Here is a 22495-nt window from a genome sequence, read left to right on the forward strand (position 1 = left end):
CGGGTCAGCGACCGCGCGGCAGCAGCCGGTGGTCGACGCGCAGCGGCTCGTCCAGGGTGATCTCGACGTACTCGTTGCGGTCCGGCTCAGTCGCCGACCGACCACCGGCGGCGGGGAAGTTGTTGTCGTTCATCACCGCGATCGTCCGCGAGCTGAGGATCTCGACGTCCTCGATCGTGAAGAACGGGAACGTGAACGGGTCACCGTACGGCGACAGTCCTCGCGGGTTCGCCACGTCCATCAGGTCGACCAGCAGCCGCTTGGAGACCCAGCCGTCCTCCTGGTCGGCGTCACGCAGGTCGACCAGGTAGATCCGCTTGAAGACGGCCGACCCGCCCTGGCCGTTGTCGCGCTCGATCACGAGGCCCTCGTGGGTGTTGACCTGGACGAAGTCGCCGAGCGCGTGCGTGGGGCTCTCCATGCGGTAGCGCAGGAACCGGTCCTCGAAGGCGCCCCGGCGGACCGTGTAGATCCGGAGTGCGTCGGCCATGCCGGCCGCCTTGTCCTCGGCGGTCGCTCCCTCCAGCATCGGATGGAGCACCTGGCCGTTCGGGCTGATCGACATGCCCTCGTAGCCCTTGGAGCTGGGCAGGTTGGGCGTGCCGGCGCCCAAGGTCGGGTTGGACGGGCTGCGCACCCCCGGTGTCGGGACCGGTTCCTCGACCAGGCGGCCGTCGGCGTCGAAGTGGAGGAGGTAGGGACCGAACTCCTCCCCCACCCACAGGCTGCCGTCGGGTGACACCTGCAGGGACTCGGGGTCGAAGTCCCAGCCGGTCAGCTTCCGGTCCGGCTCGGGGCAGGTGTAGCCGGCGGGGAGCGATGCCGCAGAGGCGCAGCCCCCGTCGCGCCAGGTCGTCCAGGGGATCAGGTGGTCGGGGTCCGAGAAGGTCAGCACCGTCTCGTCGTACGACGTCTTGCCCGCGCCGTCGGCGTCGTCGTCCTCCGGGGTGATGCGGTGCAGTGAGAGGAGGAAGTCGGCGCTGTTGGCCTTCGCACCGAAGCCGTTGTCCGACAGGACGAGGAAGGATCCGTCTGCGAGGGCGTGCGTGCCCGAGAAGCCCTGCACGGGCTGGCCCGGATAGGGCGCCGGCACAGCGGCGTTGCCGCTGGTCCAGTGACCACTGGTCTCGCTGCCGGGGACGTAGGTGGCGGCGGGGAGCACCGACCAGGCGGACAGCGTGGCGTCGCCGGGGGCGGTCGACGACCCCTTCGGGGCGGCCGACGCGTGCGACCCAGAGAGGCCCAGCGTGGCCGTGGCGAGGGTGGCGGTGACGAGCGCGAGGGCCCGAGGTCCGAGAGTCATGGCCTCAGGCAAGCGGGTCCGGGTGACGACCGGGTGATCGCAGGACGACACTCTGGCGACGACTGGTCCCGGGTGGACGGAAGGCTAGGCCTCTCGACGCCCGGCGCGGTCGATCAGCGCGCGCACCTGGCGTACGCCGTCGCGGGCACGCTTGCCGTCGGACCCCTGGAACGCCATCGCCGAGATCGTCGTGCCGTCGGCGAGGTCGAGGGTGGCCCACGGCGCTCCCGCGGGGAGGTGGATCGCGACCAGCTCCTCCCACTCGAGGCGACGGGTCCGGAAGCCGTTGACCACGACGAGGGTCTCCATCTCCGCGGTGACGCGGGCACGGGCGAGCGCCCACCCGCACGCGGCGAAGCCCGCCCCCATCACGAGGATGGTCAGGCGCTGCAGCAGCGTGAAGCGCTCGCGGACCGACTCGTCGAAGCCGAACCACGCGGCCGCGCACACGACGAGCAGCATCAGCCCGAGGCCGGCGACGGCCACCCGCACCCCCAGCGGACGCCACGTGTGCGGCAGCGCCGGCAGCCCCGGCCCGGCCGATCGGTCAGAGCCGGCAGGCATGGATGTCCGTGAGGAGGATGGCACGCGCACCGATCGAGTAGAGCTCGTCCATCAGCCGTTGCGAGCCGGCCCGCGGGACCATGACGCGCACCGCGACCCAGCCGGGCTTGCCCAGCGGCGAGATGGTCGGGCCCTCGCGCCCCGGCGCCAGCTCGGTGGCGGCGTCGAGGTGGGTCTGCTCGATGTCGTAGTCCATCATCACGTAGCTCCGCGCGACGAGGACTCCCTCGATCCGGCGACGGAACACCTCGAAGTCGGCGGGGACCTGTCCCCCGCGCGTGATCAGCACGGCCTGCGAGTCGAGGATGACCTCGCCGAAGGTCGCCAGCCCGGCGGCGCGCAGCGTCGATCCGGTCTCGACGACGTCGGCGATCACGTCGGCCACGCCGAGCTGGATGCTGGTCTCGACCGCACCGTCGAGGCGGGTCACGGTGGCGTCGACCCCGTGGCGGAAGAGGAAGTCCTCGACGATCCCGACGTACGACGTCGCGATCCGCAGGCCCTCGAGGTCGGCCAGCGTCGAGTAGCGCCCGGCGGGGCCGGCGAAGTGGAACCTCGAGCGCCCGAAGCCGAGGTTCATCACCTCCTCGGCCTTCGCGCCGGAGTCGAGGAGCAGGTCGCGGCCGGTGATGCCCACGTCGAGCGTGCCCTCCCCGACGTAGAGCGCGATGTCGCGCGGGCGCAGGTAGAAGAACTCGACGTCGTTCTCGGTGTCGACGAGCGCGAGCTCCTTGGAGTCGCTGCGCTGGCGGTAGCCCGACTCGCGGAGGATGTCGGTGGCGGCCTGGGACAGCGCCCCCTTGTTGGGGACGGCGATGCGAAGGGTCATGCGAGGTTCACCGGGGCTCTCACAGGTGGGCGTAGACGTCGTCGAGGGTCAGTCCGGAGGCGAGCATCAGCACCTGGGCGTGGTAGAGCAGCTGGCTGATCTCCAGCGCCGTGGCTTCCTTGCCCTCGTGCTCGGCGGCCATCCAGGACTCGGCGGCCTCCTCCAGCAGCTTCTTGCCGATGGCATGGACGCCGGCGTCGAGCTGCTGGACGGTGCCGGAGCCCTCGGGGCGCTCCACGGCCTTGGTGGACAGCTCAGCCCACAGGTCCTCGAACGTCTTCACGGGGGTCAAGCCTAGGCGGTCGCCCCCGCAGGTCGGACAGGAGGAACCCTCCGCGGACGCCGCCTCCCCTGTGCACGCCGTCCGCCGGGCGGGTCGCTCCTGTCCGACCGTCCTCCACCCGGGTCAGGCCGGCACGCCGAAGAACGGGCACAGCTGTCCCCATTCCGAGGAGGCGATGCCTGCGATGTCGACCTCACCGCTCCCAGCGTCGTAGGTGACCCGGCCTGCGTCCTTGACCACCCAGCCCTCGCCTGCGAGGTTCACCGTCCACCGGCCGCCCACGGACGTCTGGTCGCCGGTGAGGAAGTCGAAGACGATCCGGTCCACGCCGCTGCCCGTGATGGTCTGGCCTGTGGTGGAGTGCGTGGCGCCGCCGGCGTACCTGAGCATGAGGACCATCCCGGTGGTGTTCCCCTGGTCGTCGACCACGAAGTCCATCGAGTAGTGGTTGCGACGCGGGTCCGTGGCCATCGCGGAGAGGATCTGCGAGCCGTCCGAGCAGGTGGCCAGGACGAGCTGGTCGTGGCCCTCGATCGGCAGCCATTCGCGGGCCTGGGCGGGTGCTGCGGCGGTGGCGGCGACGAGGCCGGCTGCGGCCACCGAGACGATGGTGCGCGAGAGCTTCACTGGAGTGTCCCCTTCGGTCAGGTCCCGGGTGCTTCCCGGGGCCCCACAGCGAAGTCGAGCGCGGTGGCGGGCCGGTCACGACTCACTCACGGCCCGGGCACGTCTCCCGCCACTCGCGGTCGGGGTGGATGACGTCCCACTCGTCCTCGCTGAGCTGGCGGCCCGCGAGCGCGCACGCACGGGACACCCAGCCGTCGGGATCCAGCGCGAGGTCACGCGCCCGACCGGCGGTGCCCAGGCTGCCGCCCTCGAACCAGGCCCGCAGCTCGCCGCCGGACCCTGAGAGGAAGCCGGGCACGTTCTCCTCGGTGACCGGGAGGCCGATCGGCGACCAGGTGCCGACGTCCCACAGCCGTACGTCACCGTCGGTGCCGAGGCTGGCGGCGACGTCCCCGGCCTCCACGACGTCGATGACGAACCCGGCGGACACCTCGCGCGGAGGTGCGACGGGCGCCAGCGTCGACCCGTCGAGGAACAGCAGCCGGCCGTCGAGACCACCGACGACGAGGTCGCCGGACACCCACCCCAGGGCGGTCGCCCGCTGCGCGGTCGACGAGCGGCTCCCCAGGCGGCGGGATGCCACCTCGGTGCCGGTGTCCACGTCGAGCAGGAGGACGTCGCCGTTGCGGGACACGGCGGCCGAGCCGCCGTCGGCGCTCACCCGAGTGACGCCGTCGGGCCCGTCCAGCGGCTCGAGCGCGAGCGGTCGACCGATGATCGAGCCGTCGAGCAGGTCCAGCACAGCGACGCCTCCCCACCCGTTGACGACGGCCCGGGACCCGTCCGGAGTCACGGCGACGCCCACGGGTGCCCAGGGAGTCCCGACGTCGTGCAGGAGCTCGCCGGTCCCTGGATCCCAGACCGCGACGTGGCCGCGGTCCTCGACCAGTCCCTCGGGGCCGAGCTCGTTGACGGCGCCGATCGCCACGCTGCCGTCGCCCGCCATCGCCACGGCCCACGGCTGGCACTGGCATCCCGTGGGCATGGGCAACGGGTCGGACGCGGCGCCCGTCGTCGGGTCGAGGAGGTACGCCCGGTTGAGGTCGGTCTCCACGTAGTCGAGGGCGACCGCGCGCGAGCCGTCGAGGCTGGCCTGCCCGGAGAACGGGCTCGTGCCCAGGTCGGTGGACGACAACAACCCGCCGGTGTCGTCCAGGGTCCAGGCCGACAGCAGGCCGTCGCGGCCCGCCGACCAGAGGACGTCCCGGTCGCTTCCGGCGACGACCGGGGCCATCACGGCGCCACTGTGCGCCCCGGTGAGCTCGCGCAGGAGCCGTCCCCGGCGATCACGCACCTGCACGGTCTCGCCGGCCCCGATCGCGAACGTGCGCCCGTCCGGTGCCCAGTCGACCCCGTCGTCGAAGGAGGAGACGGTCATCTCCTCCCCTCGTGGCTCGAAGGTGCGGGAGTCGCGGAGCTGGAGACGCACCCGATCAGGCTGCGTGCGGTCGGCGGTCAGGACCAGGCCGCCGTCGGGCGAGACGCTGGGGACGGAGAAGTCGAGGGTGCGCACCCGGCCGGGGCGGTCGAGGTCGAGCACGTGGCCGACGTCGAGCGGTGCCTCGTAGCTCACCCGTCCGTCCGGCCAGGATCGCAGCAGGCCGGGGTAGGGCCCGGGACCGAGTGGCAGGGCGCGGCGGACCCGCCCCTGGGGCGAGACGGTGACCAGGTGCGTGGGCGTCAGGACCAGCACCCGGCCGTCGGCCAGCCAGACGGCTTCCAGCAGGTCCGACTCCCCCGCCCCGACGACCCGGTCGACGTCACCGGGCGCGAGGGACCACTCGGTGCGTCCGGTCCGGTCGTCCCACAGCTCGACGCCGGTCCCGCCGGCGTCGTCCCAGTACGTGACGAGGAAACCCCGCCGACCCCCGGAGAGGGTGAGGACGTGCCCGGCGCCCGGGACCTCGCGTGTCCACAGGTCCTCGCCGCTGTCGCCGTCGACCCCGATCACGCGCGGGTCGTACTCGGCGACCGCGACCACCCGGCCGTCGTGGCTGGCGTCCGCGCGGAGGAAGGGCGTCTCGGCGCGGCGCTGGTGCAGCAGGTCGGGAGTGCGGGCCAGCAGGCTGAGCAGCGCGCCGTGTGTCTCCGGGCCGGGCTCGGTGCGCACTGCCTCCACGGCCTGCAGGAGGGCGAGGTCCAGCTGCTCCTCGTTGAGCGAGGCCGCGGCCAGCCGCCTCGCGTCGGCGGCGACCGCCGCCTCCTCCTGGCGGTCACGGGCCTCGGCGGCCTGCTGCCGGCCGACCGCAGCCAGGACGCCGGCGACCAGGGCGACCACCAGCAGCACCGAGCCGATCAGCACCAGCAGGCGCAGTCGGCGGTTCTGCCGCTCCCCCTGCTCCGCGCGCTGCTCGGCCTCGCGCCGCTCGTCGTCGAGCACCGCCTCGCCCGCAGCGAGGAAGTCGCGCTCGGCGTCGGTGGTCTCGTCGGGGTAGGCCGTGACCACGTCCAGCGCCGACTGCAGGCCTGCCCCTCGCCAGAGGAGACCGGGATCGCGGCCCTGCTCCTCCCACTGCCCGGCCGCGACGGCCAGGCGGTGCTGGACGGTGCGGGTGCTGACGTCGTCGGCGAGCCACGCCGCGAGGCGCGGCCACTCCCGGAACAGCGACTCGTGTGCGACCTCGACCGCGTCGCCGGTGAGGGTGAGCAGCCGGTCGCCGGCGAGAGCCGCAGCCACCTGGCCGGTGGGGCCCGGAAGGCCCTCGAGCTCGGCCAGTGCCACCCGGCGGCGTACGACCTCACCGGCGCCGGTGCGTCCGGCGAGCCGCAGCAGCACGACACGGGCAGCGCCGCGATCGGTCTCGGGCAGTCGCTCGTAGGCCTCCTCGGCGAGGTGGGCGACCGCGCCCGGCAGGCCGCCGATGGCCACGTAGTCCGCGTAGGTGAGGCGGCCGTCGCGACGTCGCTCCCACAGCTGGAGGAGCGAGGTCGACAGCAGCGGCAGCAGCCCGGGCTCCTGTCCGGCGTCGTCCGTGAGCGTCTCCGCGAGCCCGGTGTCGAGCGTGAGAGACGCGGCGCGGGCCGGTACCTCCACCATCCGCCGCACCTCCGCGGGGCTGGGCGCGCCGACGAGGAGCGTGGAGTCGCGGGCGAGCGCCGCGAGCCCCGCGTGGTCGGCGAGCCGGGGGAAGTAGTCCCCCCGCACGACGAGCACCACCCGGGCGTCGGTCTCGTGGGCGATCCCGGCCAGCGCGTCGAGGAACGCCTCGCGCTCGCGCTCGTCGTCACAGGCGGTCCACAGCTCCTCGAGCTGGTCCACGACGAGCACGGTCCGTGGGGTGTCCTCGCTGTCCCCCTGCTCGGCGAGTCGCAGGAGGAGGTCGCCGAGGGTGGGCGCGGACTGGGCAGCGCCCAGCGCGACCGTGGCCAGCTCGCGCATGGGAGAGGCGCCGGGACGCATCACGAGCGTCGTCCACCCGGAGCCGCCGGGCAGGGCGTCCTCACCGAGCGCGCCCAGCATGCCCGCCCGCACGAGCGAGGACTTCCCGCTGCCGGACGCGCCCACCACCACCACGACAGGGTCGGAGGAGAGGCGGGCCAGCAGCTCGGCCACCAGCCGCTCCCGGCCGGCGAACCACGGCCGGTCCGCGACGTCGTACGTCTCCAGGCCGCGCCACGGGCACACTCCGGACGGCAGCTCGCGCGGCGCGCCCGTGGTCTGCAGGGCATGGATGCCCTCGACGAGGGCAGCGCGGCCGCCGCGCAGCGCGGTGCCCGCCGCCGCCACCGAGCCGCTCTCGTCGCGCACGACGGCCAGGGTCTCGGCACGGGAGACCACCGGCGCGTCCGTCGGGTCGACGCCCGCGACGGGCGCGGCGTCGGGGAGCACCATCAGGTCCGGGTCGTGGGCCAGCACCCTGGCGTGCAGGTCGCGGAGCTGCGGCCCCGGGTCCACGCCGAGGTCCTCGGCCAGGCGGACGCGCGCCCGCTCCAGCGCGCCGAGCGCCTCACCCTGTCGGCCGGCGCGCACCAGCGCGAGCACGAGGACGCCCCAGGCCCGCTCGCGCCACGGGTGCTCGGCCAGCAGCTGCTCGAGCTCGGGGACGGCGACCGACGACCTGCCCAGGTCCACCTCCGCGGCCCACCGGTCCTCGCGCGCGCTGACCCGCAGCTCGTCCAGGCGCTGGCGCTCGGCCCGGCCGAACGCCGCCTCCTCGAAGCCGGCGTAGGCCGGGCCCCGCCACAGGTCCAGGGCTTCGCGCAGCATGGCTGCCGCCTCGGCGGGGCGACCCGCGTCGAGCGACTCGCGCCCGGCCGAGACCAGGTGGGCGAACCGGCGGGCGTCGACCTCGTGCTCGCCCACGGCGAGGCGGTAGCCCGCGCCCTCGGTGACCACGATCGTGGGAACCCCGCGACGCTCGGGCTCCAGCGCGTTGCGCACCCTCAGGACGTAGGTCTGGAGGGCCTTGCCCGGCGCCCGCGGGGGCTGGTCTCCCCACAGCGAGTCGGCCAGCTCGTCGACGGCCACGACGCGACCTCCGGCCGAGACGAGATGGGCGAGGAGGGTGCGCTCCTTGGCGCCGACCACCTCGACCGTCCCGCGCGGGCCGTGCACCGCGAGGGGACCGAGCACGCTGAAGCGCATGGCGAGATGGTAGGGACGCACGGCGACCTCCGAGGCGAGTTGGGCAAACCCTCAGCACACGCCACGGTGGGGCCTGGCGGTCTCGGGCCACTCACTGCCCGCTCACGGCGGTCGTCAGCCGCGGATGCCTCGCACCACGCGCGCCGTGTCGAGCGCGGCGGCCGTGGCCTCCCAGCCCTTGTCCTCCGAGGATCCCTCGAGCCCGGCCCGGTCGAGCGCCTGCTGCTCGTTGTCGCAGGTGAGCACGCCGAAGCCGATCGGGATCGCGTGGACGACGCTGACCTGGGTGAGGCCGTCGGTCGCGGCCGAGCAGACGTAGTCGAAGTGCGGGGTGCCGCCGCGGATCACCACGCCGAGCGCCACCACGGCGTCGTAGCCGGCTCGCGCCAGCGCGGCGGCCACGACGGGGAGCTCGAACGTGCCGGGGACCCGGATGACCTCGGGCTCGCGGATGCCGTACGCCGCGCAGGCGCGCTCGGCCCCGGCGACGAGGCCGTCCATCACCTGGGTGTGCCAGCTCGCCGCGACCACGGCGACCTTGACGCCGCTCGCGTCGTAGGGCTGCGAGGGGGGTGCTCCTGCACCGCTCATGCTTGTCCTCCTTCGTGCACCGACTGCTGGACCGGCTCGTGGGCCGGCTCGGGGACGGCCTCGTGCTCGGCCTGGTGGTCGAGCGCCAGGTCGGGCAGCTCGTGACCCATCCGGTCGCGCTTGGTCTGCAGGTAGGTCAGGTTGTGGTCGGTGGGGTGCGGCGTGAGCGGCACCCGCTCGGCGACCGTGATCCCGAAGTCCTCCAGGCTGGCGGTCTTGTCGGGGTTGTTGGTCATCAGCCGCACCGACGAGATGCCGAGGTCGCGCAGGACCTGCGTGGCCGTCCCGTAGTGGCGGGCGTCGGCCGGCAGCCCGAGGTCGAGGTTGGCGTCGACCGTGTCGCGCCCGCCGTCCTGGAGCTGGTACGCCTGCAGCTTGGCGACCAGGCCGATGCCACGGCCCTCGTGGCCGCGCAGGTAGACCACCACGCCCCTGCCCTCCGCGACGACGGCGGCCAGCGCCTCGTCGAGCTGGGGCCCGCAGTCGCAGCGCTGGCTCCCGAAGACGTCACCTGTCAGGCACTCGCTGTGCACCCGCGTCAGCACCGGCTCAGGGCCGGAGATGTCGCCGTGGACCAGCGCGACGTGCTCGCTCTCGTCGATGGTGATCCGGTAGCCGTAGGCCGTGAACTCGCCGTGGCGGGTGGGCAGCCGGGTCTCGGCGACGCGCTCGACGTGGATCTCGTGGCGGCGGCGGTAGCGGACGAGGTCCTCGATCGAGATCATCGCCAGGCCGTGCTCGTCGGCGAACTCGCGCAGCTCCGGGGCGCGCTTCATCGTGCCGTCGTCGTTGACGACCTCGACCAGCACGCCGGCCGGCGTCAGCCCGGCCAGCTTGGCCAGGTCGACGGCCGCCTCGGTGTGACCACGGCGTACGAGCACGCCGCCGTCGCGGTAGCGCAACGGGAAGACGTGGCCGGGGCGCGTGAGCTCCCACGGCTCGGTGGCGGAGTCGGCCAGGGTCCGGGCGGTGTGCGCGCGGTCGGCCGCACTGATGCCCGTGCTGACCCCGTCACGCGCGTCGACCGAGATCGTGTAGGCCGTGCGCAGCTTGTCCTTGTTGTGCGGCGTCATCAGCGGGATCTCGAGCCGCTCGAGCATGTCGCCCGGCATCGGCACGCAGATCACGCCGCTGGAGTGCCGGATGGTGAAGGCCATCAGCTCCGGGGTCGCCTTGGCGGCGGCGAAGATGATGTCGCCCTCGTTCTCGCGGTCCTCGTCGTCGACGACGACCACGGCCTTGCCGGCGGCGATGTCCTCGATCGCCCGCTCCACGGGGTCCAGTCGCACGCTCATGCGGCGACCACCTCCTTGTCCTCCGAGGCGTCGACCACGGTCCGGCTGGCGCGCAGCCACACGACGAAGCCGATGACGACGAAGACGGCGTAGAAGAGGTACATCCCGGCGGTCGGGTAGTAGCCGGCCTGGAGCAGCGTGGTCACGCCGACGACGTCGACGAGGATCCAGACCAGCCAGAACTCCACCCAGCCTCGCGCCATGCCGTAGGTCGCGAGCATGGAGCCGGCGAGGATCCAGGCCTCGGTGGTCGGGCCCCACGACCCGAGGACCTGGGTGAGCAGCACGTACGCCGCCGCGTAGCCGACGACGCCCAGCACGAGCAGCTGCCCGCGCTCGGCCCACGTCGCCCACCGCGGGGCGATGGCGCCGCCGTCCGAGGCACCGCCGGCCTTGCGGAGCTGCGACCAGCGCCACCAGCCGTACAGCGACACGGCGGCGAAGAACACCTGGCGGCCGGCCTGCCCCCACAGCGGCTCGTCGATGTGCCCGGAGAGCTCGCCGGTGGCGAACACCGTGAAGAGCAGGACGTTGCCGATGAGTCCGACGGGCCAGGCCCAGACGAGGCGCTTCATGCCGAGGATGGCGCTGGCGAGCCCGAAGAGGTTGCCGATCACCTCGCGGGCGCCGAGCTCTCCACCGGGCACCGGGATCGTGCCGTGGACCAGCCATTCGAGCAGGGACATCAGGACTCCTGGGTGGGGGTGTAGGCGCCGAGCAGCTTCTCGACGTGCTTGGCGATGACGTCGGCCTCGAGGTTGACCAGGTCGCCGACGCGGCGGGAGCCGAGCGTCGTACGGGCGAGGGTCTCGGGGATGAGGCTGACGGTGAAGCTGGACTCGCGGGCCTCGACGACCGTGAGGCTGACACCGTCGACGGTGACCGAGCCCTTGTCGACGAGGTAGCGCGAGAGGTGGGCGGGCAGCGAGATCTCGACGACGTCCCAGTGCTCGCTGGGCGAGCGGGAGATGACCTCGCCGACGCCGTCGACGTGGCCCTGCACGATGTGGCCGCCGAGGCGCTTGTCGACGGTGACCGCCCGCTCCAGGTTGACCGGGTCACCGGGCGCGATGCCGGCCAACGAGGTCTTGTCGAGCGTCTCCTGCATGAGGTCGGCGGTCCACCGCCCCTCGCCGAGCTCCGCCACGGTCAGGCAGCAGCCGTTGACCGAGATCGAGTCGCCGAGCCCGGTGCCCTCGAGCACCGTGCTGGCCTCGACCGTGAGCCGGATGGCGTCGCCCTGGTCGGTGACCTCGGCGATGGTGCCGAGCTCCTCGACGATTCCGGTGAACATCTAGCTCCTCCTCGATGGGCGGCTCATGGTGAGGCGCACGTTGGTGTCCTCGCCGTCGTGGCCCTGCAGCACGGTCACGTCGGTGACGTGCAGGTGCAGGGCGTCGGCGATGGTGTGGATGCCGAGGTCGGCGACGGCGCTGCTGCCGGCACCGAGCAGCATCGGGGCGACGTAGGCGACGACCTCGTCGACGAGTCCGGCCTCCAGGAACGCCCGGGCCAGGGTCGGCCCGCCCTCGAGGAAGACGTGCTGGCGGTCCAGCTCGAACAGCTGGCCGAGCGCCGCCTCGGGGTCCCGCGTGCGCAGGTGGATCGTCTCCGCGCGGTCGTTGAAGATGCGCCGGTCGGCCGGGAGGTCGCGCAGCCCCATGACGGCGCGCAGCGGCTGGAACTCGACAGGCTCGTCGAGCTCGTCGCGGACGGTGAGCTCGGGGTCGTCGACCTCGACGGTCTGGGTGCCCACGAGCATGGTGTCGCAGAGCGAGCGCAGGCGGTGGGTGTCGAGGCGGGCGGCCCGGCTGGAGACCCACCGGCTGGTGCCGTCGGCGGCGGCGCTGCGCCCGTCGAGGGTGGTGGCGAACTTCCAGGTCACGAAGGGCCGACGGTGCGCGATCGCGAAGGTCCACGTGCGGTTGATCGCGCGCGCCTCGTCGGCCATCTCGCCCCCGACGACCTCGATCCCCGCCTCCCGCAGCCGGCCGGCCCCGCCGATCGCGACGGGGTTGATGTCCGGCTGGGCGAAGACGACGCGACGCACGTCGGCCGCGATCAGCGCCTCGCTGCACGGACCGGTGCGCCCGGTGTGGTTGCAGGGCTCCAGGGTGACGACGGCGGTGGCACCGCGCGCGGCCTCGCCGGCCTCGGCGAGCGCGACGACCTCTGCGTGGGGTCCGCCCGCCTTGCGGTGGAAGCCCTCGGCGATCGTCGTACCGTCCGGGGCGAGCAGGACGCAGCCGACCCGCGGGTTGGGCCCCAGCGGCACGCCCGGGGTCACGGCAAGCTCGAGGGCACGCCGCATCGCGGCGCGCTCTGCCTCGCTGGTCGTCATCTCCGCCTCCGGTCCGTCGACGCGGACTCAGGGGGGCGGTGGACGGAGCACGCCCTCCCTCATGAAGCGAGGGCGTGGAGACGTCCGCGTGCACTTCTCATCCGGACTGTGACCGTCGGTCCAGGATTTCCACCTGGTCAACCGGCCACTGGATGTGGTCGGGTCGCGGACTGTGACCGCCGGTGCGGAGTTTCACCGCCCCCAGAGCACGCAAGCTCTTCGTGGGCGCAACTCTGCCACAGCGCGGACCATTCCCTCACCGGTGTCCGTCCGTGGCGTGCGCCACACTCAGACCTGGTCGAGGAACCGGTCGAAGACCCGCGCGCCGAACTCCAGGGAGTCGACCGGCACCCGCTCGTCGACGCCGTGGAAGAGCGCGGTGAAGTCGAGGTCCGCGGGCAGGCGCAGCGGCGCGAAGCCGTAGGACCGCATGCCGAGCTTGCGGAAGTGCTTGGCGTCGGTGCCGCCGCTCATCAGGTAGGGCGCGACCAGCGCGTCGGGGTCCTCGGCCAGCAGGCTGCGGGTCATGGCCGTCACCAGGTCGCCGTCGTACGGCGTCTCCCACGGGTCCTGCTTGGACTCGAACTCGATCTCGATGCCGTCGCCGGCCAGCTCGTGGAGGGTCGCGAAGAACTCGTCCTCGTAGCCCGGCAGGAAGCGACCGTCGACCGTGGCCTGTGCGTCGGTGGGGATGACGTTGGTCTTGTAGCCGGCGCGGAGCATCGTCGGGTTGGCGGTGTTGCGGATGACCGCTCCGAGCATGCGGGCCGCGTCGCCGAACTCCTCGACGAGGGCCTCTGCGTTGTCGGGTGTCGCCTCGGTGCCCGCCAGCTCGCCGACGGTGGCGAGCAGCACCTCCATCGTCGGGGTGAGCCGTACCGGCCACTGGTGGGCGCCGATGCGAGCGACCGCGCCGGCCAGCCGCGTCACGGCGTTGTCGTCGTTGATCATCGAGCCGTGCCCGGCCCGCCCGCGTGCCGTGAGGCGCATCCAGGCCATGCCCTTCTCGGCGGCCTCGATCAGGTAGACGCGACGCCCGCGGACGGTGGCGGAGAATCCGCCCACCTCACCGACCGCCTCGATGCAGTCGGCGAAGAGGTCGGCGTGCTCGTCGACGAGGATCCCGGCGCCGTGGTGCCCGCCGGCCTCCTCGTCGGCGGTGAAGCAGAGCACCACCTCGCGGTCCGGTGCGGCGCCGGCTGCCGCGCGAGCCCGCACGACGCTGAGCAGCATCGCGTCGAAGTCCTTCATGTCGACGGCGCCGCGACCCCAGACGTGGCCGTCCTTGATCTCGCCGCTGAAGGGGTCGACCTGCCAGTCCGCCGCTTCCGCCGGTACGACGTCGAGGTGGCCGTGCAGGAGCAGCGGGGCCCGGCCGTCACCGCCGCCCCACCGTGCGACCACGTTGGCCCGACCCGGCCGGCCCTCGATGACCTGGCTCTCGATCCCGACCTCGTCGAGCAGCGCGGCGACGTGCTCGGCAGCCTTCCGCTCCCCCGGCCCGTCGTCGGTGCCGTAGTTGGAGGTGTCGATGCCGATGAGCTCCTGGCACAGCTCCACGACCTCGGCAGCGGGGTCGTACGACGGGTCCTGCGGACGGTCTGTGGGCGCCTGTTCCATGCCGTCCATCCTGCCCCAGAAGTGCGCACCGTCCCCGATGCGATGTCGAGCCACCTGCTTTGCTACTGTTCTCCAGCACTCGTCCGGGTGGCGGAATTGGCAGACGCGCTAGCTTGAGGTGCTAGTGCCCGTATTAGGGCGTGGGGGTTCAAGTCCCCCCTCGGACACAGAGGAAGAACCCCAGGTCACCGACCTGGGGTTCTTCGCATCTCGTCGCGCGGTCGTGCAACCCCGGGGCGAGCATCCGCGTCATGAGGAGGACAGGCCGAATCGCGGCCGCACTCTCCGGGAGCCACCATGCGTCGCACTGCACTCACCCTAATCTCCGTCCTGCTGGCGAGCACGACCGTGCTGCTGTCCGAGGGCGCCTCGCACGCCCAGTCCCCCGCCACCGAGTCGGTGCGGACGGTGACCTACCCGGGGTTCGGCGCGACCGTGACCCTGGACCACCTCGACCGCATCTCGAGGACGTCCCCGTCGTTCCAGGACTTCGTCGAGCGCCGGCTCACCCGCCTCTGGAAGGACAACGACCCCCGCCCGAGGTGCCGGTCGGCGGCCACGATGATCGTGAAGAAGTGGCGCTCGGACGGCTACGCGCTCATCAGCGACATGGGCAACTTCGCTCCGTGCCCGGCCGGCGGCTGGGTGCAGATCGCCGTCCGGGACGACGGCCGGTGGCGTACGCCGGTGCGCCTCGGCGCGCAGGAGCCGTTCGGCTGCCGCGTGCTCGGGTCGTTCGACGTCCCGGTGGCGGTCGTCCCCGACGGGAAGTGCTGGGCAGGCGAGGAGCTCGTGTCCTACGCGGGGTGGCTCGCGGACCGCTGACCGCCCCTACCGGCGGTCGGTGCGCTCGCGCCGTCGTCGTCGTGCGCCCGGCAGGGTCAGCACGACCGCGAGCGCGATGCCGACGAACATCCCGATCGAGTTGGCCGCGACGTCGCGCGGGTCGGGCACCCGGCCCGGGATCTCGCGCTGGATGTTCTCGATCATCGAGGTGAGCACGATGCCGGCGGCGAGGGCCACCAGCCACAGGCGCGTGCCGACGAGCAGCAGCAGGAAGGCACCGAGCGGGACGAACAGGCCGATGTTGGCCAGGAACTCGACTCGCTCCACGCTCAGCCTGCTGGTCAGCGGGTCGAGGTCGGGGTAGCGCTCCAGCCGGGCCAGGACGCGCGCCGCCCACCAGGAGTAGTCGGGCTGCTCAGAGCCCGGGGTGAGGGTGACGAGGCCGACGAACCCGAGGTAGAGGAGGGTCAGCAGGCTCAGGAACGGATGTCGGTGCAGCACGGCACCATCATCCGGGCCGGGCAAGCCGGCTCAGGTCTGCGCGGCGTCCGGCTCCGGTCGCACGGGCACCACCATGACCGGGCTCTGCGCCGCGCGCAGCACCGTCCGGGCCACCGAGCCCAGGTGCTCGCCCACCCAGCCGTGGGGTCCGCGCCGGCCCACCACGACGAGCGATGCGGTGCGGGAGCAGTCGACGAGCACCTCGGCGGGCCACTGGTGACGCACCTCCAGGACGACCGGCACCGAAGGATGGGCCTCCCGGAACCCGGCGACCGCCTCGGCCAGCGCCCGCTTCTGCTCCTCGCGCCACTCGGACGCGACCCGCGAGGTGATGATGTCGTCGTAGCCGGCGTCCAGCCGCCAGCCATGCACGACGCGCAGTGGCGCGCCGGTCTCCGCCGCCCAGGCGAAGCCCGCCTCGAGGACCTGGTGCGGCACACCACGCTCGTGCACGCCGACGACCACCTCACCCGGCTCGCCGTCGGGCTTCCAGCCCGAGGGCACCGACACGACCGGGCAGTCGCTGTGCGCAGCCGCACCGTGGGTCGTCGACCCCACGAACAAGTGGCCGGGCAGGTGCGACGGGTGGTGCTGCACCACGATCAGCCGTGCCTCGTGGCCGAGCTCGACCAGGGCCCGCGACGCCTTGCCCGCGAGCGTGACCGTGGTGAAGCCGACCTCGCCCCCGGTCAGCTCGCCGAACTCCTCGGCGACCTCCCGCACGACGGCCTCGGCCACCTCGCCCACCTCGGCATGGCTCAGCAGGACGCTGGGCGGAGGAGCCGGGAGCGTGTGGTGGAAGGCATGGACGAGCACGACCGGTGCGTCCTCGCGCCTGGCACACGCGGCGGCGAGCTCGAGGGCCGAGGTCTCGCGGCCGCGTCCGGTCACTCCGACGACGATCGCGCCGCTCACGCTGGTGTCCATGATGTCCTCCTGGTCGTGCACGGACCTGTTGCCTCCACGGTGACTCTTCTCCTGGTCAGGTCACAGGGTCGAAGGTCCTACGGCGTGCGGCGCCGTGCGGAGGCGCTGCCCGGTGAGCACGGCCGCCGCCAGGCAGCCACCCCAGCCGAGCGTCAGGTCGCCCAGCGTGTCGACGTACGCGCTGCTCGCCTCCGCGGACCGGGTGACGAACGCGGCGTACTCCCACAGCTCCCACAGGAGGGCGAGCGTCATCCCGGACGCGACCGCGACCTCCAGCCGGCGCACGAGAGGCGCGCCGGCGGCTCCGGCCAGCAGGATCACGGCGGCACCCAGGGTGCCGGTGTTGACCACGTGCATCACGTCGTCGAACCACAGCACGCGGTCGAAGAGGTCGAGACGGTTGCCGAGGATGTCGGAGAAGGCCGGCAGCGTCACCAGCAGGTCGGCTGCCCAGGGGTAGGGGCCACCCGGTCGACGGATGAGGTGCCACACCGGCACCACCAGCGCGAGGAGCGGGTACGTCATGGCACGGGTGCCGGGCGCCTTCCCCTCGAGGTTGCCCCACTCCGGCTCGACGGCCACGCGGGCCATCGCGACGAGGAGGACCACCTTGGCGAGCACGTCGAGCCCGACGACCCAGGAGGGCGCAGCACCTGCCTCCGCGGCTCGGTTCGACCGGTCGCGGGAGTGGATGCCCGTCGAGTGCGGCATCACAGATCCTTCCCGTCAGAGGACCCTTCATCCTCATCGTCGGTCGTCGCGGGGGCCCGCGTCAGGGTCGTTGGACGGTCACGAGGTGGGCCAAGGTCCCCCGTCCGGCGAGGCGGTCACGACGCCCGTCGGTGGCGTCGGCCACGCTGTTCCCCATGACCCGGGTCCAGCTCTCACGACTCCCCGGCGATCGCGTCCTGCTCACCGAGGACGGGGCGAGGCAGAAGATCGCGCTCGCCGACCTGCCGGCGTACGTCGGTGGGCGCGAGGTCGCCGGGCCGGGCGCGCCGCGCTGGGTCTGGGACGACACCGCCCGGTGGTACCCGTCGCTGCTGGCGGCTGGAGTGCGGGTGGGGCGCTGCCACGACCTGCGGCTGTGCCACCGCCTGCTGCGACGTGCACCGGCCGTCGACCACCGCCTGCTCGAGGGCGAGCAGTCGGACCGCTGGGACCGCCTCCGGCCCGCGGAGGCGTCGGCCCCGGCGCTGTTCAGCGCTGACGAGACGTCCGAGCACCTCAGGGCCGACGTGGAGGACGCCCGCCAGCAGGCGGCGATCACATCCTCTGCCGAGGCGTCCCGGCTCGGCCTGCTGGTCGCGGCGGAGTCGGCCGGTGCACTCGCGGCCGCCGAGATGACGCACGCCGGGGTGCCGTGGCGCGTGGACGTGCACGAGGAGCTCCTCGCAGGGCTGCTGGGACCCCGGCCTCCGCGCGGAGCGCGCCCGAGGCTGGTGGAGGACCTCGCCGCCGAGGTCCGCCGGATCGTCGACTCCCCCGGCCTCAACCCCGACTCGCGTCCGGACCTCCTGGCCGCGCTGCGGCGCGCGGGCGTCGAGGTTGCCGACACCCGAGCCGGGACCCTGCGGCGGGTCGAGCACCCGGTGGTCGAGCCGCTGCTGCGCTACAAGAAGCTCGCCCACCTCTTCCAGACCAACGGCTGGGCCTGGATCGACGAGTGGGTGAGCGGCGGTCGGTTCCGGCCGTCCTACCAGCCTGCCGGCTCGGCCACCGGCCGATGGTCGTCCAACGGCGGTGGCGCCCTGTCCTTCCCGGTCCAGGTGCGCTCCGCCGCCGTGGCCGACGACGGCTGGGTGCTCGTCGTGGCCGACGTCGCCCAGCTCGAGCCGCGCGTGCTCGCGGGGATGAGTCGCGACCAGGCGTTGGCGCGCGCGGCCCGCGGCGCCGACCTCTACCAGGGCATGGTCGAGGACGGGGCCGTCGCGACCCGCCAGGACGCCAAGCTCGGGCTGCTCGGCGCGATGTACGGCGCCACCAGCGGCGAGAGCGGCCGCATGGTCGCAGGGCTGACCCGCCGCTACCCCGCGGCGTTCGGGCTGGTCGAGGACGCGGCACGCGCGGGCGAGCGCGGACAGGTCGTACGCACCCTGCTCGGGCGCGGCTGCCCGGCGATGGGCGGCGCCTGGGACGAGTCGCCCGACGCCCCGCCCGCCGACCTCGACCACCAGGACCGCCATCGGCGCGCCTACGGGCGCTTCACCCGCAACTTCGTCGTGCAGGGCACGGGTGCCGAGTGGGCGCTGTGCTGGATCGCCGACCTGCGCAACCGGTTGTGGCGCCTCGGCGACGAGGGCCCGGTGGAGGCGCGTCCGCACCTGGTCTTCTTCCTGCACGACGAGGTGGTGGTGCACGCACCGGCCGAGCTCGCCGACGCCGTGGTCGCCGAGGTGGGCGCAGCAGCTGCCACCGCCGGCGAGCTGCTCTTCCGCGACCTCGCGGTCGACTTCCCCCTCAACGTCTCCGTGGTGCGGTCCTACGCCGAGGCCGGCAAGCCCGGGACCTAGGTCCTCTCGCCCCACGACCATCTCCCCTGCACGTTGTCGCCGCGCAGCCGGAGGCTGGGGTGGAGGCAGGAGGCACCCCCGTGACCACCACCCTGGACCCCAGGACCGCACTCGGCCACGCACCACGCGCACGTCCCCGCGCGGACGCGGCGCGCCACGTCGTCGGAGGCTTCTACCTCGTCATGGGCGGCATCAACGCAGGCATCGTCGCCGCGGACCCGCAGGCCTACCGGCCGTTCGCGGACGACGCGTACTGGTCGTTCGTCACCGACACCTGGCGTGGCGTCGTCATGGCACAGCCCACGGCCTGGATCCTGATGCTGGCGGCAGGAGAGATCGTCCTCGGCCTCCTGCTGCTGCACGGAGGCCCGGCAGCCAGGGTGGGGTGGGTCGGCGTGATCACGTTCCACGTGCTGCTGATGACGTTCAGCTTCGGGATCTGGACCTGGAGCCTGCCCGCGCTGGCCCTGCTCGTCCCCGCCGCGGTGGCCGACTGGCCGGCACTTGGCTCCCGGTCGGCCCCGCCGGTCCCACCGGTCGCCGCCGCGCCGGGTCCACGAACGTCGCAGCCCGGGGGGCGCAGACGCAGCCCGGCCACGCTCTGGACGACGTGGGTGCTGGCGGTCTGCGTGGTGGTGGCCTCGCTCTTCGGCCTCCTCGCGGAGACGCCGTACCGCTCCCTCCCCGAGGCGACCGTCGTCTCGGCCCGCGCCCAGGACGCCTGCAGCATCGTCGTGGCGGCGCTCCTGCTGCTCCTCGTGCGGCGGCCGGTGGTCTCCACCGCGGCGCACCTGGCCCGGCTCGGGCTGCTGGCCTACCTGCTCTACAGCTACCTCATCTACGTCACCGGGGTGCCGATGAACCGGGTCTTCCTGGTGTACGTCGTCATCGTCGGCCTGTCCGGCGCGTGCCTCCTCGCCGGGCTCCGTGGCCTGCTGGACGCCCCGCCGGCATCCACGGCCGGGCCGCGCCTGGTCCGTGCGACGGGGTGGGTCCTGGTCGTGACCGCCGTCCTCTTCGCGGCTCTCTGGCTCTCGGTGCTGTTGCCCTTCGCTCTCGGCGGCGACCGCCCTGATCCCGAGGGGGTGGGCGGCACCCCCTACCCCGTGTTCGTCCTCGACCTGGCGATCGTGCTGCCGGCCGTCGCCGCCGTCGGCGTGCTGCTGCTGCGGCGCCGCGCGGTCGGCCCTCCGCTCGCCGCGGTGGCGATGCTGAAGATCCTCACCCTGTTCACCGCGCTCTGGGCCGGCCCGGTCCTCGCGCTCGTCAGCGACGCCGAGGTGCACCTCGGACCCGACGCCGGGCCGAGCCTGCTGCTCCTCCTCGCCAGCGGGTGGCTCTCGGCCCTCTGGCTCCGCTCCTTCCACCGCCCAGCGACCGAACCCGAGAACGAGAGGCGATCACCATGACCACTCTGCTGGTCCACGAGTCCCACTGGGGCAACACCCGAGCGGTCGCCGAGGCGATCGCCGAAGGTCTCGGCACCGATGACCGATCGGTCCAGGTCGTCGACGTCGGCGCGGCACCATCCCCCTTGCCCGCCGGCGTCGACCTGCTCGTGGTCGGCGGTCCGACCCACGCGTTCTCCATGAGCCGGGCCTCCACCCGCCGCGACGCCCACACGCAGGGAGCCGAGCCCGGCCACGACGGCACCGGCATCCGGGAGTGGCTGGCCGGCCTGCCGGCTCCGGCCGCACCGCCCGAGGTCGCGACGTTCGACACCCGCGTCACCCAGGTCCGCCGGCTGCCCGGCTCGGCGGCACGTGCGGCCGGTCGTCTCGTCGGGCACCACCACCTCGGCAAGGTCGTCGCGACCGAGTCCTTCTTCGTCGAGGACTCGCACGGCCCCCTCGTCGACGGCGAGCTCGAGCGGGCTCGTGCCTGGGGACGGCAGTTGGCGTCACGGCAGGCCTGAGCCTGTGGGTCATGTCTCAGTGTGAGCGAGAGGGCATACTCCGGGTTTGCCATGGGCGCCGTGAGCCTGCTCTGTTGGAGTGATGGCCACAGGAATCGAACATCCCCGCGACCTCCCCACACCCGACCCCGTCGACGAGATCCACCCCGCTCTCGACGCCGCGATCGAGCCCAGCGTGCCTCGTGAGGAGGGCCTGGACAAGCTCGTCTTCGGTGTCACGGCTCTCGTCAGCCTGGCTTTCCTGGTGTGGGGCTTCGTCAGCACCGGGAGCCTCGCCGACGCCTCGGCGACCGGGCTCGCCTGGACGATGGAGAAGACCGGTTGGTTGTTCGTGCTCACCTCGAGCGCGTTCGTCGTCTTCGTGATCTGGCTGGCGCTCGGCAAGTTCGGCAACATCCCGCTCGGTCGCGACGACGAGGAGCCGGAGTTCAAGACGATCTCGTGGGTCGCGATGATGTTCAGCGCCGGCATGGGGATCGGCCTGATGTTCTACGGCGTCAGCGAGCCCATCACCCACTTCGTCACCCCGCCGCCCGGCACCGGTGAGGCCGGGGGCGCCGAGGCCGCGCAGAACGCGATGGCCACCACGATGTTCCACTGGACGCTGCACCCGTGGGCGATCTATGCCGTCGTCGGCCTCGCCGTGGCGTACGGCGTCTACCGCAAAGGTCGCCTCCAGCTGATCAGCTCGGCCTTCGAGCCGCTCCTCGGTCGCCACGCCCACGGCCTGGGCGGCAAGGCGATCGACATGTTCGCCATCTTCGCCACGCTCTTCGGCTCCGCCACCTCGCTCGGCCTCGGTGCCCTGCAGATCGAGTCCGGCCTGCAGATCGTCGCCGGCCTCGGTGACACCGGCAACGCCGTCCTCGTCGGCATCATCGCCGTCCTCACCGCCGCCTTCGTTCTGTCCGCCGTGTCCGGCGTCGCCAAGGGCATCCAGTGGCTCTCCAACATCAACATGGTCCTCGCCGTCGCGCTGGCCCTGTTCGTCTTCATCGTCGGCCCGACCGTCTTCATCCTCAACCTGGTGCCGACCTCGATCGGCAGCTACGTCGCCGACCTCCCGATGATGGCCGCGCGCACCGCGGCCGAGGGCTCGGAGACCAGCGAGTGGCTCTCCGCCTGGACCGTCTTCTACTGGGCCTGGTGGCTCTCCTGGACGCCGTTCGTCGGCATGTTCATCGCCCGCATCTCCCGCGGTCGGACCATCCGCCAGTTCGTCACCGGCGTCCTGCTCGTGCCGAGCCTGGTGAGCGTGGTCTGGTTCTGCATCTTCGGTGGCGCCGCCATCGACCTGCAGAAGACGGGCACCGACATCGCCGGCGCGGGCGGTCTCGAGAACCAGCTCTTCAGCACCCTCGAGGCCTACCCCTTGGCGACGATCTCCTCCGTCGTCGTGATGATCCTCGTCGGCATCTTCTTCGTCTCCGGCGCCGATGCCGCCTCGATCGTGATGGGCTCGCTCTCCGAGCGCGGCACCATCCACCCGAGTCGACCCACCGTCATCTTCTGGGGCGTCGCCACCGGCGCGGTCGCCGCCGTGATGCTGCTGGTGGGTGGTGAGGACGCGCTCAGCGGCCTGCAGACCATCACCGTGATCGCGGCCCTGCCCTTCGTGCTCATCATGATCGGTCTGGCCGTCGCGCTGGTGAAGGACCTGGCCCAGGACCCGATGGTGGTGCGCCGCAAGTACGCCCTCGACGCCGTCGAGGCCGCGGTCATCACCGGCGTGACCGAGCACGGCGACGACTTCGTGCTGTCCGTCGAGAAGGACCCGGGCGCCTGACGGCGGTCCTCGGGGGCGTCGTCCACAGA

The 22495-nt window shown here is 72.8% G+C and carries 20 protein-coding genes, 1 tRNA gene and 1 riboswitch; of the genes, 6 read left to right on the forward strand and 15 right to left on the reverse strand.

Annotation, left to right across the window (positions count from 1 at the left end; translation table 11 throughout):
* Positions 1-4: 4 nt before the first annotated feature.
* The 12 genes from ACS3YM_RS08750 to ACS3YM_RS08805 form a co-directional block, all read right to left on the reverse strand.
* Positions 5-1303, reverse strand: a complete 1299-nt coding sequence (locus ACS3YM_RS08750) for an esterase-like activity of phytase family protein (protein WP_439939673.1) — start codon at positions 1301-1303, stop codon at positions 5-7.
* An 84-nt stretch (positions 1304-1387) separates the two neighbouring features.
* Positions 1388-1867 carry a PH domain-containing protein gene (locus tag ACS3YM_RS08755; protein ID WP_439939674.1) on the reverse strand — a complete coding sequence of 160 codons (480 nt, stop codon included), beginning with the start codon at positions 1865-1867 and terminating at the stop codon, positions 1388-1390.
* A complete protein-coding gene (gene hisG / locus ACS3YM_RS08760) occupies positions 1851-2696 on the reverse strand; it encodes an ATP phosphoribosyltransferase (RefSeq protein WP_439939675.1) in 846 nt (281 codons plus the stop codon). The genes ACS3YM_RS08755 and hisG overlap by 17 nt, the downstream gene beginning before the upstream one ends.
* A gap of 19 nt (positions 2697-2715) precedes the next feature.
* Positions 2716-2979 (reverse strand): phosphoribosyl-ATP diphosphatase, encoded by a 264-nt coding sequence (locus tag ACS3YM_RS08765; protein WP_439939676.1) that lies wholly within the window; start codon positions 2977-2979, stop codon positions 2716-2718.
* A 123-nt stretch (positions 2980-3102) separates the two neighbouring features.
* Complete coding sequence (locus ACS3YM_RS08770; protein ID WP_439939678.1) at positions 3103-3606, reverse strand: hypothetical protein; 504 nt, start codon at positions 3604-3606, stop codon at positions 3103-3105.
* An 82-nt stretch (positions 3607-3688) separates the two neighbouring features.
* Positions 3689-8191: an nSTAND1 domain-containing NTPase gene (locus ACS3YM_RS08775; protein WP_439939679.1), complete on the reverse strand. Its 4503-nt coding sequence runs from the start codon at positions 8189-8191 to the stop codon at positions 3689-3691.
* Positions 8192-8305: 114 nt separating this feature from the next.
* Positions 8306-8782, reverse strand: a complete 477-nt coding sequence (gene ribH / locus ACS3YM_RS08780) for a 6,7-dimethyl-8-ribityllumazine synthase (RefSeq protein ID WP_439939680.1) — start codon at positions 8780-8782, stop codon at positions 8306-8308.
* Complete coding sequence (locus ACS3YM_RS08785) at positions 8779-10077, reverse strand: bifunctional 3,4-dihydroxy-2-butanone-4-phosphate synthase/GTP cyclohydrolase II (protein ID WP_439939681.1); 1299 nt, start codon at positions 10075-10077, stop codon at positions 8779-8781. Before ACS3YM_RS08785 ends, ribH begins: the two co-directional genes overlap by 4 nt.
* Complete coding sequence (pnuC, locus tag ACS3YM_RS08790; RefSeq protein ID WP_439939682.1) at positions 10074-10763, reverse strand: nicotinamide riboside transporter PnuC; 690 nt, start codon at positions 10761-10763, stop codon at positions 10074-10076. Before pnuC ends, ACS3YM_RS08785 begins: the two co-directional genes overlap by 4 nt.
* Positions 10763-11371 carry a riboflavin synthase gene (locus tag ACS3YM_RS08795; RefSeq protein ID WP_439939683.1) on the reverse strand — a complete coding sequence of 203 codons (609 nt, stop codon included), beginning with the start codon at positions 11369-11371 and terminating at the stop codon, positions 10763-10765. Before ACS3YM_RS08795 ends, pnuC begins: the two co-directional genes overlap by 1 nt.
* A complete protein-coding gene (gene ribD, locus ACS3YM_RS08800; protein ID WP_439939684.1) occupies positions 11372-12418 on the reverse strand; it encodes a bifunctional diaminohydroxyphosphoribosylaminopyrimidine deaminase/5-amino-6-(5-phosphoribosylamino)uracil reductase RibD in 1047 nt (348 codons plus the stop codon).
* Positions 12419-12502: 84 nt separating this feature from the next.
* Positions 12503-12632: riboswitch (FMN riboswitch) on the reverse strand.
* Between the two features lie 74 nt (positions 12633-12706).
* Positions 12707-14038, reverse strand: a complete 1332-nt coding sequence (locus ACS3YM_RS08805; protein ID WP_439939685.1) for a M20/M25/M40 family metallo-hydrolase — start codon at positions 14036-14038, stop codon at positions 12707-12709.
* An 81-nt stretch (positions 14039-14119) separates the two neighbouring features.
* Between ACS3YM_RS08805 and ACS3YM_RS08810 the strand changes: the two genes are divergently transcribed.
* Positions 14120-14205: transfer RNA gene (locus tag ACS3YM_RS08810), tRNA-Leu, on the forward strand.
* A 130-nt stretch (positions 14206-14335) separates the two neighbouring features.
* Positions 14336-14863 (forward strand): hypothetical protein, encoded by a 528-nt coding sequence (locus tag ACS3YM_RS08815; protein WP_439939686.1) that lies wholly within the window; start codon positions 14336-14338, stop codon positions 14861-14863.
* Positions 14864-14869: 6 nt separating this feature from the next.
* Here the strand turns inward: ACS3YM_RS08815 and ACS3YM_RS08820 are convergent, their stop codons facing one another.
* From ACS3YM_RS08820 to ACS3YM_RS08830, 3 genes are read right to left on the reverse strand one after another with little or no spacing between them, the layout of a single operon-like run.
* Complete coding sequence (locus ACS3YM_RS08820) at positions 14870-15325, reverse strand: VanZ family protein (RefSeq protein ID WP_439939687.1); 456 nt, start codon at positions 15323-15325, stop codon at positions 14870-14872.
* A gap of 30 nt (positions 15326-15355) precedes the next feature.
* Positions 15356-16252 (reverse strand): universal stress protein, encoded by an 897-nt coding sequence (locus tag ACS3YM_RS08825; RefSeq protein ID WP_439939688.1) that lies wholly within the window; start codon positions 16250-16252, stop codon positions 15356-15358.
* Between the two features lie 60 nt (positions 16253-16312).
* On the reverse strand, positions 16313-16963 hold the full coding sequence (locus tag ACS3YM_RS08830; protein WP_439939689.1) for a hypothetical protein: 651 nt from the start codon (positions 16961-16963) through the stop codon (positions 16313-16315).
* Between the two features lie 155 nt (positions 16964-17118).
* Here ACS3YM_RS08830 and ACS3YM_RS08835 point away from each other — a divergent pair, with 155 nt between their 5' ends.
* From ACS3YM_RS08835 to ACS3YM_RS08850, 4 genes are all read left to right on the forward strand, one after another.
* Positions 17119-18765, forward strand: a complete 1647-nt coding sequence (locus ACS3YM_RS08835) for a bifunctional 3'-5' exonuclease/DNA polymerase (RefSeq protein WP_439939690.1) — start codon at positions 17119-17121, stop codon at positions 18763-18765.
* 80 nt (positions 18766-18845) lie between these two features.
* On the forward strand, positions 18846-20174 hold the full coding sequence (locus tag ACS3YM_RS08840; RefSeq protein WP_439939691.1) for a hypothetical protein: 1329 nt from the start codon (positions 18846-18848) through the stop codon (positions 20172-20174).
* Positions 20171-20680, forward strand: a complete 510-nt coding sequence (locus ACS3YM_RS08845) for a flavodoxin family protein (RefSeq protein WP_439939692.1) — start codon at positions 20171-20173, stop codon at positions 20678-20680. The genes ACS3YM_RS08840 and ACS3YM_RS08845 overlap by 4 nt, the downstream gene beginning before the upstream one ends.
* 82 nt (positions 20681-20762) lie before the next feature.
* Positions 20763-22466 carry a BCCT family transporter gene (locus tag ACS3YM_RS08850; protein ID WP_439939693.1) on the forward strand — a complete coding sequence of 568 codons (1704 nt, stop codon included), beginning with the start codon at positions 20763-20765 and terminating at the stop codon, positions 22464-22466.
* Positions 22467-22495 lie beyond the last annotated feature (29 nt).

Source organism: Nocardioides sp. N13(2025) (assembly GCF_051912545.1).
Taxonomy (GTDB): domain Bacteria; phylum Actinomycetota; class Actinomycetes; order Propionibacteriales; family Nocardioidaceae; genus Nocardioides.